General features: G+C 34.7%; 16 protein-coding genes and 1 tRNA gene. 2 read left to right on the plus strand and 15 right to left on the minus strand.

Annotated elements, in window-relative coordinates; all coding sequences use genetic code 11:
- Positions 1 to 33: 33 nt before the first annotated feature.
- Genes C8269_RS05455 through C8269_RS05475 form a run of 5 tightly spaced genes read right to left on the minus strand, consistent with a single transcriptional unit; the run spans position 34 to position 5,041 of the window.
- A complete protein-coding gene (locus C8269_RS05455) occupies positions 34 to 1,212 on the minus strand; it encodes an FAD:protein FMN transferase (RefSeq protein WP_106460728.1) in 1,179 nt (392 codons plus the stop codon).
- Positions 1,209 to 1,679 (minus strand): acyl carrier protein, encoded by a 471-nt coding sequence (locus C8269_RS05460; RefSeq protein ID WP_106460729.1) that lies wholly within the window; start codon positions 1,677 to 1,679, stop codon positions 1,209 to 1,211. The genes C8269_RS05455 and C8269_RS05460 overlap by 4 nt, the downstream gene beginning before the upstream one ends.
- Complete coding sequence (gene glgB / locus C8269_RS05465; RefSeq protein ID WP_106460730.1) at positions 1,676 to 3,478, minus strand: 1,4-alpha-glucan branching protein GlgB; 1,803 nt, start codon at positions 3,476 to 3,478, stop codon at positions 1,676 to 1,678. Before glgB ends, C8269_RS05460 begins: the two co-directional genes overlap by 4 nt.
- Positions 3,468 to 4,097, minus strand: coding sequence for a uridine kinase (gene udk, locus C8269_RS05470; RefSeq protein WP_199792161.1), 630 nt, complete (start codon positions 4,095 to 4,097; stop codon positions 3,468 to 3,470). Before udk ends, glgB begins: the two co-directional genes overlap by 11 nt.
- Complete coding sequence (locus tag C8269_RS05475; protein WP_106460731.1) at positions 4,094 to 5,041, minus strand: NAD(P)-dependent oxidoreductase; 948 nt, start codon at positions 5,039 to 5,041, stop codon at positions 4,094 to 4,096. Before C8269_RS05475 ends, udk begins: the two co-directional genes overlap by 4 nt.
- 154 nt (positions 5,042 to 5,195) lie before the next feature.
- Between C8269_RS05475 and C8269_RS05480 the strand changes: the two genes are divergently transcribed.
- Entirely contained in the window at positions 5,196 to 5,600 is a 405-nt protein-coding gene (locus tag C8269_RS05480; protein WP_106460732.1) for a hypothetical protein, read from the plus strand.
- Positions 5,601 to 5,614: 14 nt separating this feature from the next.
- Here the strand turns inward: C8269_RS05480 and C8269_RS05485 are convergent, their stop codons facing one another.
- From C8269_RS05485 to C8269_RS05505, 5 genes are all read right to left on the minus strand, one after another.
- On the minus strand, positions 5,615 to 6,106 hold the full coding sequence (locus C8269_RS05485; protein ID WP_106460733.1) for a nucleoside deaminase: 492 nt from the start codon (positions 6,104 to 6,106) through the stop codon (positions 5,615 to 5,617).
- A 14-nt stretch (positions 6,107 to 6,120) separates the two neighbouring features.
- Positions 6,121 to 6,197, minus strand: a tRNA-Arg gene (locus tag C8269_RS05490).
- A gap of 24 nt (positions 6,198 to 6,221) precedes the next feature.
- Complete coding sequence (locus C8269_RS05495) at positions 6,222 to 7,430, minus strand: D-alanyl-D-alanine carboxypeptidase family protein (RefSeq protein ID WP_106460734.1); 1,209 nt, start codon at positions 7,428 to 7,430, stop codon at positions 6,222 to 6,224.
- 8 nt (positions 7,431 to 7,438) lie between these two features.
- Positions 7,439 to 8,269 carry an aminoglycoside 6-adenylyltransferase gene (locus C8269_RS05500; RefSeq protein ID WP_106460735.1) on the minus strand — a complete coding sequence of 277 codons (831 nt, stop codon included), beginning with the start codon at positions 8,267 to 8,269 and terminating at the stop codon, positions 7,439 to 7,441.
- Positions 8,259 to 8,849 carry an NUDIX hydrolase gene (locus tag C8269_RS05505; protein WP_106460736.1) on the minus strand — a complete coding sequence of 197 codons (591 nt, stop codon included), beginning with the start codon at positions 8,847 to 8,849 and terminating at the stop codon, positions 8,259 to 8,261. The genes C8269_RS05500 and C8269_RS05505 overlap by 11 nt, the downstream gene beginning before the upstream one ends.
- 83 nt (positions 8,850 to 8,932) lie before the next feature.
- Here C8269_RS05505 and mscL point away from each other — a divergent pair, with 83 nt between their 5' ends.
- Positions 8,933 to 9,340 (plus strand): large conductance mechanosensitive channel protein MscL, encoded by a 408-nt coding sequence (gene mscL / locus C8269_RS05510; RefSeq protein WP_106460737.1) that lies wholly within the window; start codon positions 8,933 to 8,935, stop codon positions 9,338 to 9,340.
- Positions 9,341 to 9,381: 41 nt separating this feature from the next.
- Here mscL and topA read toward each other — a convergent pair whose 3' ends face one another.
- Genes topA through ylqF form a run of 5 tightly spaced genes read right to left on the minus strand, consistent with a single transcriptional unit; the run spans position 9,382 to position 14,325 of the window.
- The gene (topA, locus tag C8269_RS05515; protein WP_106460738.1) at positions 9,382 to 11,439 is read right to left on the minus strand and encodes a type I DNA topoisomerase; all 2,058 of its coding nucleotides are present in this window, start codon (positions 11,437 to 11,439) and stop codon (positions 9,382 to 9,384) included.
- 4 nt (positions 11,440 to 11,443) lie between these two features.
- Complete coding sequence (gene dprA / locus C8269_RS05520; RefSeq protein WP_106460739.1) at positions 11,444 to 12,529, minus strand: DNA-processing protein DprA; 1,086 nt, start codon at positions 12,527 to 12,529, stop codon at positions 11,444 to 11,446.
- Positions 12,519 to 12,866, minus strand: a complete 348-nt coding sequence (locus tag C8269_RS05525; protein ID WP_106460740.1) for a YraN family protein — start codon at positions 12,864 to 12,866, stop codon at positions 12,519 to 12,521. Before C8269_RS05525 ends, dprA begins: the two co-directional genes overlap by 11 nt.
- On the minus strand, positions 12,863 to 13,486 hold the full coding sequence (locus C8269_RS05530; protein ID WP_106460741.1) for a ribonuclease HII: 624 nt from the start codon (positions 13,484 to 13,486) through the stop codon (positions 12,863 to 12,865). The genes C8269_RS05525 and C8269_RS05530 overlap by 4 nt, the downstream gene beginning before the upstream one ends.
- On the minus strand, positions 13,483 to 14,325 hold the full coding sequence (ylqF, locus tag C8269_RS05535) for a ribosome biogenesis GTPase YlqF (protein WP_106460742.1): 843 nt from the start codon (positions 14,323 to 14,325) through the stop codon (positions 13,483 to 13,485). The genes C8269_RS05530 and ylqF overlap by 4 nt, the downstream gene beginning before the upstream one ends.
- Positions 14,326 to 14,375: the final 50 nt, after the last annotated feature.

The raw sequence follows: 14,375 nt of genomic DNA on the forward strand, positions 1-14,375 counted from the left end.
AAACTTCAAAATCTAAAATTGTCTAGGTCTAGCTTAGCTTTCAGGCCATCCTTCTGTCTTAAATTGATTTCCTTCATGGTCAATCCACATTACCTCACAATTATTCTCTTTTGCAAATTTTAAACCATTTTCATAATCAAGTATGAAAAGATATGTGGATATGGTATCTGCAAGAGCTATATCATCTAAAATTACTGATACTGAGGTCCAATTTGTAGATGGATACAAGGTAGCTGGATCTATGATATGGTGGTATCTTTTACCATCTACTACGAAATATCTTTGATAATCACCACTTGTTACTACAGATGTATTTTTAAGGCTAACTACTGCAGAGTAAGGATTATCCTTATCTTCTAGGTCCGGGTTTTGGATAGCTATCTTATAATAAGAATTTTCAGCTCCTGGATTATCTCCAATTAGCATATCATCCCCACCTACTGATAAGATACCATGTTTTAGGCCGGATTCCTTTAGTTTTTCACCAATGATTTTTGTGGCATAACCCTTACCAATGGCTCCGATATCTATTTTAACATCCTTATCATTTATATATACTGTAGAGTTTTCCTCATCAATTTCTATAGCATCTATATCCTTATGCTTGCTTGCCTTTACCAGGTCATCTTCTGCTGGGATTGCTGCCTTGTCAGGATTATTGATTGACATTTCTCTAAAATCATGCCATAAACCTAAAAGTGATCCCATGGCTATATCTATCTTGCCATCTGTAAGCTTATACATTTCTTTAGAATATTTTGTTAAGTCTATAATTGCTTTATCGACCTTAACTGGCTTTATACCAGCATTTTGATTTATTGTATAGAAGTTGTTTACTCCTTCAAACTCATCGTAAGAGTTATAAAGCTTGTGATATATACTTAATTCTTCTTCTAGAATTCCTACTAATCTATCAAATTCTTCATCATTTTCTGTATAGGCTATGAAGCTTGTAATTGTGTCAAAATAATCATATATATTTATCTGATTTTTTACAAGTTTTCCATCAATAGATGTTTCCTTAGTTTCTTCTTTACTTTCTTCCTTATTCTCTTCTTGGCCTACTTCTTCCTGGTTTGTAGAATTTTCATCATTTGTAGAATCATCTTCTACAGCTGTAAGTTTTGGCTTTGTTTCTTCTGTATTTTCTTTATTGTTAGCACAAGCTGTTAGTGTCAGCGCTAGTGCCAATAGTCCTATATATTTTCTCATAGTATTTTATTTATGTTAATTGTCTCCATGTCTTTATTTATTGATAGGCCTTCTTCTTCAGCCCAATTTAAGAGAACGTCAGCTGCTACCTTATCCCTAAATTCATTCCATTCAGATTCTAGACCTAATTCATATACTGTGTCCAAAAACTCAGCTGCTGGTGCAATAAATTCTGCATTATCTATAAAGGCATCCCTATCTCTTTTACCTAGGCTTGAAATAAAGGCATCTCTTATGTCTGATCCATCTATTTCATCCTTGCCTGGCATTAATATATAATGCTCTACATCATCGTCTATGTCAATATAGGATTTTACTATATCCTCTCTTGTTTGAATTTCTTGATTTATCCTAATAAAATCAAGAGATTCTGTGTTTAACCACATATTTTTTAGATATGAGTCTTCATCTATCAAGGTCCATTTTTCTACTAACCAAGATAGGTTGATTGGTTTTCTATCTTTCATACTTCTCTTATCTTAAAAATAGCTACTTCATATTCCCAAAGCTCTATTTTAAGATTGTTTCCTTTCTTAACTTCTATCTTTCTTTGTTCGTATCTGTAGTCGCCATATTTACTTGATCTAGAATTTAAAACTTCCTCAAATTCCAAGTCTTCATCATAAGGTATTTCATATCCTCCTTGATAGACACCTGTCATATTTAGGACAACTAAGAACCTATCCTCATCTGCCCTTCTCTCATAGGCAAATACAGAGTTTGTATTATCATCTACTACCTTCCACATAAAGCCTTCTTCTTCATAATCATATTTATAAAAGGCCTTCTCATCTAGGTAAAGTTTGTTTAAATCTTTTATAAAATTGTGATAATCTCTGTGGATTGGATAGTCTAAATATTCCCATCTAATCCCTACATTTTCATTCCACTCTTCAAAAGTTGCAATTTCATTGCCCATGAAGTTTAAAAATTTGCCAGGATGGGTCATTTGATAGGCCATGAGGACTTTTAATTGCTTAAACTTATCTTCATAAGAGCCTGCCATCTTATCAACCATAGATTTTTTTAGGTGAACTACCTCATCATGGCTAAGTGGCAAGAGAAATCTCTCGTTTGGGAAATAATACATAGAAAATGTGATATTTCCTTGATAGTCCCTACGATTATATGAGTCGACCTTAAAATATCTAAGGGTGTCATTCATCCAGCCCATATCCCACTTATAATCAAATCCAAGACCGCCTTCGCTTACAGGATGGGTTACCTTTGGATAATTTGAGGAATCTTCTGCAATTCTCATTACATCTAGATGTGTTTTTTCTAGGGTTTCGTTTAGATTCTTAATAAAGAATATATTATCCTCGTGGACTCCTCTGTCAGAATTGCCATTATAAAATACCATATAAGATACAGCATCTATCCTTATCCCATCTAGGTGAAATTCTTCTATAAGATAGGTCATGGATGATTTCATAAAACTTCTGACATGTCCCTTTGAGTAGTCAAAGTTATTTGATCCCCATTCAGAATATTTTAAATCCATATATTCTGATTCATACATGGCTGTACCATCAAAATGATCTAGACCATAATAATCTGATGCATAATGAACAGCTACAACATCTAATATTACCCCAATATTATTTTGATGTAAAAGGTCTACGAATTTTTTAAAGTCTCTTACGCTTCCATACCTGTGACTAATTGCAAAAAATCCTGTTGATTGATAGCCCCAAGATGGATAAAATGGATATTCCGTAACTGGCATTATCTCTACATGGGTATAATTCATCTCTTTGATATAGGCAATAAGCCTATCAACTATGTCTAAGAAATTTACTTGGTTTGTAAATCTTAAAAATGAAGATACGTGTAGCTCGTAGATATTTAGTGGCTTATCGTATCTCTTATCCCTAGTTTTTAGGTATTCTGCATCATTAAAAACATAGTCATCTTCTACGATTTTTGAGGCAAAATCTCCCTCACCATCCATAGCATGGGCAAAGGGATCTGTCTTTTCCACCCAATTGCCATCTTTTACTACAACATATTTGTAATAGTCATTTACTTTTGCATCAAAATATCCAAAGAAATATCCGTATTGGGCATTTTTGCTAAGCTCTCTTATATCCCAAGCTGTGAAGTCCCCCTTGATATATACCTTATCGGCATTTGGTGCATAGACCCTAAATTCGTAACCATCACCTTTTTTGATTGGTCCCCAAATCTTGTGGCCAATACTTGAGTTACCATCAATATAATCTTTTATTTTGTCATAGTCTGTCGATAATATATTAACTTTCATGAGTACTTCCTATTAAATTTTCTATATGCTTGGATAATATCTCGATTCCCTTGGTGTTTTTTGCTCCTCTTGGAATAATTATGTCTGCATATTTTTTGCTCGGCTCAACATATTTTTCATGCATCGGTTTTACTTGCTCTATATATTGGGTTAGGCAAGATTCTATAGATCTGCCCCTCTCCTTGGTATCTCTTAATATTCTTCTTTTTAGCCTAACATCACTATCAGCATCCACAAAGACCTTGGTATCTGTGATTTCCCTAATTTTTTTATCATAGAGAACCAGAATACCTTCAATTAATATAATCTTTTTAGGGCTAATCTTTTTTGTTTCCTTGCTTCTAGTGTGGATAGTGTAGTCATAAATAGGCATTTCGATGTCATTTCCTTCTAATAATTTATTTAAATCATCATAAAATAAATCATTGTCAAAGGCTTTAGGGTGGTCGTAATTTAGGCCAACCCTATCTTCAAAAGCCAAGTCATCATGGGCCTTGTAATAATTATCATGACCAATTACTACAAGATCGCTTTCAAATTCTTTGGCTAAAAGCTTTACTATCGAAGATTTACCACTAGCAGAGCCTCCTGCAACAGCTAAGATTTTAGGTTTAATCATAGTTTAATCTCGTTTTTGATTGTCCCTTCTAGGTATGAATATAAGTTGTCAAAGACAATATCCGCCCTTATTTGCATGGCTTCTTGGGTATAGAAGGCAACATGATTTGTCAAAAGAACATTTTTGGCATTTCTAAGTGGATAATCCTTTGGAAGTGGTGGTTCCATATCAAAAACATCTATACCTGCACGGAGCTTATCTTCATTTAATAACTTGGCTAGGTAGTCATTGTCTACAACAGCCCCCCTTGCACAATTTATTAGTACAGCCTTATCTTTCATTAGGTCAAGCTCTTCTTTACCAAGGAAATGTTTGGTTTCTTTATTATTTGGTATATGAAGAGAAACTATATCAGCTTCCTTTAATAGGGTCTTTAGGTCAACGTATTCTACGCCAAGTGCCTTGATTTCTTCTTTTTCTGTCCTTGAATAAGCTATTATCTTGCAACCAAATACTTGTAAGATTTCGATAAGTTTTTTGCCTATATTTCCTGTACCGATTACACCAAAGGTCTTGCCCTTTATTAGGGAGCCTAAAAGGTAATTGTTTGTGTCCTCAAAGATATTTGCCTTGTTTTCGTTGAATTTTCTTAAGACACCAATTGTAAGTCCTATAACTAGCTCTGCTACAGAATCATCAGAATAACCTGAAGCATTTAGGACCTTTATGCCTCTTTCCTTGCAAGCATCAAGGTCTACATGGTCTACACCAGTAAAGGCTACATCTATAAGCTTAAGATTAGTCGCCTCAATTACCTTTCCACTTACTGGCTTGTTTGTAATTATGGCTATATCAGTATCTTTGAGTCTATCTATTTTTTCATCCTCATCCTTAGCACTCTCATTAAAATATTCAAATTCATGACCAAGGGCCTCTATTTTTTCTTTTTGCTCTAAGATGTATGATTCTTTAACTTCTAATGGATCTATAAGACTAATTTTCATTAATATGCTCCTTATCGTTTCTTTAAAAAATCTCTTGCATTTATTATACTCTATTTGCAAATAAAGAAGTAATTATATTATGAAAAGCTATTTACTGACTTGAAAAAATGATCCTCTTGCGATAAATTGTTAATAACAATAGAAAGGAATAAGTATGGCGGTAGGAATAGCATTTGACAAAGGGCTTTGCGTAGATGCCCTAAAATATTATTGTGAAGTTTTTGACTTAGATTTTCCTGCAAATATAATCAGATATAGTGATTTTCAAAAATATAATTTACCAGCTGATTTAAAAGATAGGATTTATAGCTCATATCTAGATATTTATGATAATAGGATATATTTTTATGATGTAACCAATGATGACGTATTACAGAAGGGTAATAACGTAAGAATCGTAATAGAAACAAGTTCTGATAATCTTTTCAGGGCCTATATGAATTTTAGAAAGGACTCTAATGTTACCTTTGAGCCCCAGAAATTTAACAACAAATTATTTACAACCCTTATCGACAAATACCAAATAAGCTGGCAGTTTATTGCTGATATTAAGGACTAAAAAAGACCCAAAGCCTATGATTTAGACTTTGCGGTCTTATTTTTTTCTCTTAATTTTTTAAAAAAACTTTGCAAGATTTCAAGCGATTCTTCTGCCATAAGTCCATAAGAAATTTCTGGCACATTTAGATGGGGGCTGTCTTGGTTAATGAAATTGGTTGAAAAGCATCCTCTTTTGGGATCTGTTTGACCAACTACAAGTCTTTTTATCCTTGAATGCATTATAGCTCCCGCACACATTATGCAAGGTTCTAAAGTCGTATAGATTGTGCATTCTTCAAGTCTAAAATCTCCGATTTTTTCTCCCGCTTGTCTTAGGGCATAGATTTCTGCGTGATTTAAGGCAGATTTGCCCTTGTAGGTGAAATTGTGGCCCCTACCTACAATTTTATCCTCAAAAACAACAACGGCCCCTATTGGGACCTCGTCTATTGCTTTTGCAAGTTTGGCCTCATAGAGGGCCTCATTCATAAAAAATTTATCTTTTTCATTAAATATATCTTGCATATAAAATTTCCTTTTGGTGTACCGAAGAGGATTCGAACCTCCGACACCTGCCTTAGGAGGGCAGTGCTCTATCCAGCTGAGCTACCGGTACATAAAAAGCAAAATAAATTTGCTTTTATCTTGCTATTAATGTTTTTAGTAGAAAATCTGAGCTATCTTTGATAGTTCTGATTATTCTTGAGAAAAGTGTCGCCCTATCTAAAGCTTTTTTAGAATAAAGGCCAACTTTTTCATGTTCATCTTTGTATGATACCTCGACTTCACCTAGGTCTTCACCTTCTTTAATAGGTGCCTTGATGCCGTCTTTTATATTATACACCACTTTTGGATTTTCGCCTTCTTTTACTATCATTTTTATATCTTCTTTAGGAAAAAGCTCTATATATCCTTGTTTTACGGTTGGATCTTTTTTTGTAGCGGCTGCTACATTTGTATCAAGAACTGTCCTTTGTGAATAATATTTGCTTACATAATAGATTAAATCACTCATTACAAGGTTACGGGTATCTTTTTGATCTGCTCCCATAACTACACCGATAGTCCTGAAGGTATCTTTGCTATCAAGCTTGCTCATATCACAAGTTGTAACTAAGCAAAAGCCTGCCGCATCTGTTGTTCCTGTCTTTAAACCATCGACCCCTTCGATTTCATCCATTAAAGGTATGGTTGATTTTTTATCTATGTCCTTAGCAGGATTTTTTATCTCTCTGATAGCTGTATAATCAAGGATTTGTGGGTAAGTTTTGATTATATGAGCACTTAACTTAAATAAATCCCTTGCAGATGATGAATTTTGAAGACCATCTTCTGTTTCTATACCGCTAGCATTGTAGTATACTTGGCTTTCAAGACCTAGCTCTTTGGCCTTTTCATTCATTTTCCTAGCAAAGGCTGCCTCTGATACTTCTAGGGTATTGGCAAGAAGATAGGCACAGTCATTTCCACTTACGGCTATAAGACCTTCTATTAATTCTTTGACAGTATAGGTCATACCATCTTTTACGCCAAGAGCTGAATATTCCCAACTAGTTAGCTTTTCGCTTTCGCTATCTGCTACAACCTTTGTATCTAGGCTAATTTTTCCTTCATCTATGGCTTCTTCTACTAATAAAAAAGTCATGAGTTTGCTAAGAGATGCCATTGGCATTGACTCATCAGCATTTTTTTCATAATAGACTTCGCCTGTTTCCTCATTGGCAATTAGATAGGCTTTTACATTATCATCTAGCCCTACTATCTTATTTTGGCTAGCAGCCATGCTTGTTGGCATTAGACCTATAAGTATTGCCGCAATTAGGCTTAGTATTTTAAATTTACTCTTCACTACTCCTCCTAGTTTAGAAAAGATTCTAACTTTTTATAATTATCCCTCAAAAGTTTAAGAGTTTTTACATCTATTGCCCTATCATAGCTAAATCCTAAGACATCTGCCTCTTGCATACCGATTTTTCTAAACAATATACAGGCCTTAAAGAGGGAATTGTAGATATTTAATGGATTGATGTCGTGGAAGGTATCTTCCAAGTCATCCTTATATTCTTTAACTAAGGTATGGGTAAATTCTCTGCCATCTTTTCCTATATCACGTTTGCCATTAAATTTATTAATAACATGGATCCTTAGCATATTTATTAGCTCATTTCTTAGCTCATTCATCTTTATTGATGCAGCTAGATAATTGTTTTCTTTAAGATAAAGGGATACTTCTATTGCGTAGGCAAAAAAGTTTTTGACTGTCTTTTCAAATTCATATTCTTTTATCGAGCTTAAACTATAGTCATCATTAGCAGCAAGCCTTTCGCTTCCTGGTTTGTTATATAAAAATTCTATATCATTTGGAAGAGTTTTTATAAAGGATTCTGCTATATCACTTGCTATAATTGATTCTGATATCTTGATATCATCTTCTTTGTATAAGTCTATAGTTGTATAGGTAAACTTATTTTTGTCGATTTCTGCTATATCTTTGCTTCTTTTGCTAAAGATCACATCTTCAAATAGACTTTCAAATTCCTCTTCAAGTTTGCCTATTATTACATTGTTAACTATAGTATAAATGTGATAAAATTCATCATTGTTATATCTTTTGATATAAAAAATAGATTCTATCGACTCATTTTTATTGGCATAATCTTTTATTCTTTGTGAAATATCATTTCTCATTTTCACACCAACTTTCTATAAAGCGTTTTAATAACCTTGCAGTGAGTCCCCATATGACAGGCTCTGTGTCATAAAAGGAAAGCTCACTTACACCTGCCACAAATTTATAGTCTATACCATTTGGTATTTTCTCAAAGGGAAAGCCTTGTGGAAAATTTAATCTATATGGACAAACATAGGTTACAGGCGGGTTGGATTTTAGAAAATCAATATCAACTGTAAATATCGTTTCTACTTCTTTATTATACTTTATTTCATCGAAATTTTTATTAATTCTTCCATAAAAACTCTTGATATAACTATTGGAAGATGTTAGAATTGTCGATGAATATCCTAAATACTCAATATCATCCTCATCTAAGAGGAGTTCTTCCATAGTCTCTCTTATGGCTGCATCCTTAAAATTTTCACCTTCTTCAAGACCACCACCCGGAAATGATACCTCACCAGGCTGTCTAACTAGTTTGCTTCTTTTTTCAAATAGTATATGGTCTTTGCCATTTACTTCTATTATAGGAATGAAGACTGCATAAAAAGATAATTTTTCATAAAAGTCATCATCTACTTTTAAATATTTCATATAAACCTCTAATAAAATCATATATAAATTGAGTGATAAAGTCAAGTTTAATAGTATAATAAATTGTCATGAAAGGAGATTTTATGTTTAAAGAATTTAAAGAGTTTATATCACGTGGAAATGTGATTGATATGGCTATAGGTATCATCATGGGTTCTGCCTTTACTGCTATTGTAAAAAGCATGGTTGATGATCTACTAATGCCAATTATAGCCGGCCTTACTGCTGGTGTTAATTATGAAGACCTTGTAATAAATATTGGTGGGGCTAGCCTTAAAATCGGCAACTTTATAAATGCTATTATTTCATTTTTAATCATTGCCTTTGTAATGTTCTTGATAGTTAAAGCCATAAATTCTCTACACAAAAAAGAAGAGAAAGAAGTGACTACAAAAGATTGTCCTTACTGCCAAAGTGAAATTGATATCAAGGCTAGTAGATGTCCACACTGTACATCTAAGCTTGAAAACTATTCAAACGAATTAGAATAATTTAAAAGTCCCGATCTTAGTTTTCTAAGTCGGGACTTTTTCTATCTTTTCTTCTCTTTTACATAGTCACAGGCTGAGCATTTTATCTCGTCTGTCTTTCTATTTTTCTTATGGATTAGGAGATTGCCGCATTCTGGGCATTTTTCACCTGTTGGTGGATCCCATAGGGCGTAGTCACAATCTGGGAAATTATTGCAACCATAAAATCTCTTACCCCTCTTTGATACCTTCTCTATTATCTCTCCATCCTTACATTTTGGACATTTGACTCCAGTTGTTTTTATTATTGACTTGGTAAAGTCACAATCTGGAAAACCAGTGCATCCAATAAATTTACCATTGCGTCCGTGCTTTATGGCCAAAGGCTTGCCGCATTTTGGACATTTTTCATCAAGGACCTTATCTTTTACCTTATAATCTGTAGTGTCTTTCTTGACATTTTCCATATCCTTGCTGAAATCCTTATAAAAAGCTCCTAGGACATCCTTCCAGAAAACTTCATTTTCTGCTATCTTATCCAATTGACTTTCCATTTCAGCTGTAAATTCTACATTTATTACATCGTCAAAATTTTCTTGGAGGAAGTCATTTACAGTTTTTCCTAACTTTGTAGGATATATTGACCTACCATCTAGCTCGACGTAATTTCTTGACATAATTTGGTTGATTGTTGCTGAATAGGTTGATGGCCTACCGATTCCAAATTCTTCTAGGGTCTTTACTAACGATGCTTCTGTATATCTTGCAGGTGGATTTGTAAAGTGCTGGTCTTTTTCAATCTTTGTAGCACTTATGACATCCCTTTCATTTAAGTCTGGCAAAATATTTTCATTATCAAGATTTCCTGATAACTTATTAAAACCATCAAAGATTGTAATTTTACCATTTGACCTAAAGATTAAACCATTATTATCAAAGCTAATTTGTGTTGAAAGATATTCGTAATCTGCCATCTGGCTTGCTACTACCCTAGACCAGATTAGCTTATAGAGCTTATATTGTTGGTCTGATAAATAGGCCTTTAGGCTTATTGGGTCCCTGTAGATGGATGTTGGTCTTATAGCTTCGTGGGCATCTTGGCTGCCCTTTTTCTTTGCTCCATAGGTCTTACCCTTAGAGGCATACTTTTCTCCATACTTTTCCTTGATATATTTGAGGGATTCGCCTACTATCTCGCTTGAAATCCTTGTGGCATCTGTTCTCATGTAGGATATTAGACCTACAGTTCCCTCATGGCCAATGTCTATACCCTCGTAGAGCTGTTGGGCTAATTGCATGGTAAATTTGGTTGAAAAACCAAGCTTATTAGATGCATCTTGTTGGAGAGTTGAAGTTGTGTATGGGGCCTGAGCCTTACGTCTTTTCTTTGTTTTTGTAACATTGACTACTTCAAATTTATCCTTGTCAATCTTATTTAAGACCTTATCAGCTCCGGATTCGTTTGAAACTTTCATTTTTTTACTCTTTGATCCATAAAACTCAGATTCAAAGTCTATATTTTCATATTTATGTTTGGCCTTGATGGTCCAATATTCTTCTGGGATAAATTTATCGATCTCATCTTGCCTATCTACTACTAGCTTGAGGGCAATGGATTGAACACGACCTGCTGATAGGCCTGCCTTGACTCTCTTCCAAAGGATTGGACTTATTTCATAACCTACTATCCTATCCATGACCCTTCTTGCCTGTTGGGCATCTACAAGGTTCTTGTCGATTTTCCTTGGGTTTTTGATAGCATTTAGGACGTTATTTTTAGTTATTTCATGAAATTCCACCCTATTTTTCGCCTCTGGATCTAGACCTAAAAGAAATTGCAAGTGCCAGCTTATGGCCTCACCTTCCCTATCAGGGTCTGTCGCAAGATAAATATTATCAGCATTATCAGCTTCTTTTTTTAATTCATTAATAGTTTTCGCCCTGCCCCTTACTTTTATGTATTCAGGTTCAAAGTTATTTTCTATATCAACTCCAAATTTAGACTTAGGCAAATCTCTTAGGTGGCCTACTGTGGCCTTTACCTTATAATTTCTGCCTAGCATTTTTGAAATTGACCTAGCCTTGGTTGGCGACTCAACTATTACTAGATTTTTTGCCAAATTCTCACTCCTTTATGGTAAATTCGTTATTTCCAATATTTTCGATTATATCTTTAAGCTCCAAACTCGTAAGCAAAAAGTTTATTACATCTATTTCTAAATCCAAATTTAATGATAGGTCATCTGGATTTGAGTTTGGGTTATTCTCAATATATCTTACTACAGCCTCTTCATCCTTATCAAGGGCAGAATAATCTATTTGTCTTTTTGTGGCCTTCCTATCTAAAAGATAATCAAGCTCTTCAAGGATATCATCGGCATTTGTTATAAGTTTTGATCCTTCCTGTATTAGCATATTTGTGCCCTTTGAATAAATGGAATTGATATTGCCAGGAACGGCAAAAACTTCCTTGCCTTGTTCTAGGGCACACCTAGTTGTAATCATTGTTCCTGACTTCTCCTTAGCTTCTATAACAACAGTTGCCAGAGAAATCCCTGATATTATCCTATTTCTCCTCGGAAAATTGTAGGCTAAAGGCTGAGTTCCTAGGGGAAATTCTGAAAGAATTAAGCCTTCTTCAGCAATTTTTTCGTACAAAAACTTATTGGCCTTGGGGTAAATCTCATCAATCCCACAGCCAATCACCCCGATTGTCCTGCCTCCCACATCAAGTGTTGCCTTATGGCACATGGCATCTATCCCATAAGCAAGGCCTGATACTGTGGTTAATCCTGCTGCTGACACCTGACTGGCTAGGTTTTTGCAGGCCCACTTACCATAGTCCGTACACTTTCTAGCACCAACAAAGGCAATAGACTTACTATCATTTTCCTGATCAAGCCTTCCCTTATAATAAAGGATGGCTGGTCTATCGTCTATATATCTGAGGTTTTCTGGATAGTCATCATCAAGGATTGTAACATAATTTATTCCAAGCCTCTGGATTTTTTCATAATATTTTTCAAAGGCCTCGAGGTTTTTGTAGTCAAATATCTTTTCATAAAGCTTATCGAATAAATTGGAAAAATATGGCCTATCCTTTTCGAAAAAATCCTCAAGTAGATTTTCTTCATACAAGTCAAGGATGGTCATATTATTTATGTATATAAAGTTTAAATATAATAAAATTTCTCTCTTATCAAAACGCATTTTCTATGTAATTTATCTTTCTTGTATCAAGGTAAACTTCGCACACATCATAGCGGCTGATGAAGTCAAACATCTTATTTTCCGCTAAAAAGGCCTGGCTTGCCTTGATAATTCTCTGTTGCTTATAAAAATCCACAGCCTCTGCTGCATAGGCGAAGTTATCACTCTTTCTAGTCTTAACCTCAACAAAGGCAAGGGTTTGGTCCTTGAAGGCAATTATATCAATTTCCCCAAAGGTCTTGGAAAAATTCCTAGCAAGTATCCTATAGCCATTTTCTAGCAAATATTTTTCAGTGAGATTTTCTCCAAAATCTCCAATATTTCTCTTAAGTGTCATATGAAAGATAGCTGCCTTTCGTGAAATTTCCTAAGGAAGGTCTGCCTATGGATGGGTGTTTCTCCAAGCCTTTCAAGGCCTTCATAGTGGGCCTTTGTCCCGTAGCCAAAATTTGTCTCAAAATGGTAGCCCGGATAAATTTTTGCAAAATTAATCATGATATCATCCCTTCTTATCTTGGCTAAAATTGAGGCACAGGAGATGGCATATTCGTTAAGATCTCCCTTTACAATGTTTAATTGGGGAATAGGGGTATTAATCCTTTCAGCATCGATTAAGACTATATCTGGGACAATTTCAAGGCCATTTAGAGCATCTTCCATGGCCCTATGGGTTGCTTCCTTTATATTAAGCTGGTCAATCTTATGATTATTGGCATAGCCATAGGAATATGCTAGACAGTCTTTGAGGATTTTCTCCTTTAAATCTAGCATTTTCTTGCGGCTTAGCTTTTTAGAATCGGTGACCCCCTCTATGTGAGAATCCTTTTTCATAATCACAGCACAGGTCACAACTGGCCCTGCCAAAGGCCCCCTGCCCACCTCATCTATACCTGCTAGGTAGTCATATTTTTCATATATTTCTTTTTTTATGTCATCATTGTATTCTGAATATTTCATATCTTCTCAAGGGTAATTCTTCCAAGCTTGCCAGTTCTAAAGTCATTTAGGATAATTGTCGCAGTCCTTGTATAGTCGAAATCTCCACCAGCTATGAGGGCCCCACGCTTTTTAGCTATTGCTTCATATATTTCAATGGCCTTGGCATTTGGATCTATCCCATACCTTTCTACAAGATTTTCTGGATATAAGTTCTTCATCTCATCTAGGAAATATAGGGTCAAGTCTTCTATATTTAGGATTTCATCCTTAATAGCATTAGTAAAAGATAAGTGAAGACCTGTCCTATCGTCAAATTTTGGCCACAAAACCCCAGGAGTATCTAAAAGCTGGATATTAGCATCAGTCCTTATCCATTGCTTAGTTTGAGTAACACCTGGACGGTTGCCAACCCTTGCCCCCTTTTTCTTTGATACATTATTAATAAAGGTAGACTTGCCAGAGTTTGGAATCCCAACAATCATCATCCTAATTAGGGGATTGTCAATGTTTTTTTCCTTATGTTTGTCAAACTTATCCTTCAAGACCACTCTTGCATGGTCATAAATTCTCTTAGTATTGATTTTCTCCTTAGAATTAAGCAAGATAGCCTCAATCCCCTCATCATGAAAATGCCTAATCCACTTTTGATTTTCAACAGGGTCTGCCAAATCAGCCTTATTCATAATCATAAGTCTAGGCTTGGTCCCAAGTATATCATCAAACATAGGATTTCTAGAAGATTCAGGAATCCTCGCATCAATTATTTCAAGAACTATATCGACAAGCTTCAGATTTTTCTCTATTTCTTCCTTGGTCTTTTTCATATGACCAGGAAACCAATTTATATTAAGTGCCATATCTATCTCCTAACTACTACCTTCTATTATACATAAGTATTGTAAAATTG

The organism is Anaerococcus sp. Marseille-P3915 (assembly GCF_900258475.1).
Taxonomy (GTDB): domain Bacteria; phylum Bacillota; class Clostridia; order Tissierellales; family Peptoniphilaceae; genus Anaerococcus; species Anaerococcus kampingae.

Excerpts from the sequence above, each read along its gene's own strand:
- C8269_RS05455 (WP_106460728.1), bottom strand. The coding sequence starts at position 1,212 with ATGAGAAAATATATAGGACTATTGGCACTAGCGCTGACACTAACAGCT.
- C8269_RS05460 (WP_106460729.1), bottom strand. The coding sequence starts at position 1,679 with ATGAAAGATAGAAAACCAATCAACCTATCTTGGTTAGTAGAAAAATGG.
- glgB (WP_106460730.1), bottom strand. The coding sequence starts at position 3,478 with ATGAAAGTTAATATATTATCGACAGACTATGACAAAATAAAAGATTAT.
- udk (WP_199792161.1), bottom strand. The coding sequence starts at position 4,097 with ATGATTAAACCTAAAATCTTAGCTGTTGCAGGAGGCTCTGCTAGTGGT.
- C8269_RS05475 (WP_106460731.1), bottom strand. The coding sequence starts at position 5,041 with ATGAAAATTAGTCTTATAGATCCATTAGAAGTTAAAGAATCATACATC.
- C8269_RS05480 (WP_106460732.1), top strand. The coding sequence starts at position 5,196 with ATGGCGGTAGGAATAGCATTTGACAAAGGGCTTTGCGTAGATGCCCTA.
- C8269_RS05485 (WP_106460733.1), bottom strand. The coding sequence starts at position 6,106 with ATGCAAGATATATTTAATGAAAAAGATAAATTTTTTATGAATGAGGCC.
- C8269_RS05500 (WP_106460735.1), bottom strand. The coding sequence starts at position 8,269 with ATGAGAAATGATATTTCACAAAGAATAAAAGATTATGCCAATAAAAAT.
- C8269_RS05505 (WP_106460736.1), bottom strand. The coding sequence starts at position 8,849 with ATGAAATATTTAAAAGTAGATGATGACTTTTATGAAAAATTATCTTTT.
- mscL (WP_106460737.1), top strand. The coding sequence starts at position 8,933 with ATGTTTAAAGAATTTAAAGAGTTTATATCACGTGGAAATGTGATTGAT.
- dprA (WP_106460739.1), bottom strand. The coding sequence starts at position 12,529 with ATGCGTTTTGATAAGAGAGAAATTTTATTATATTTAAACTTTATATAC.
- C8269_RS05525 (WP_106460740.1), bottom strand. The coding sequence starts at position 12,866 with ATGACACTTAAGAGAAATATTGGAGATTTTGGAGAAAATCTCACTGAA.
- C8269_RS05530 (WP_106460741.1), bottom strand. The coding sequence starts at position 13,486 with ATGAAATATTCAGAATACAATGATGACATAAAAAAAGAAATATATGAA.
- ylqF (WP_106460742.1), bottom strand. The coding sequence starts at position 14,325 with ATGGCACTTAATATAAATTGGTTTCCTGGTCATATGAAAAAGACCAAG.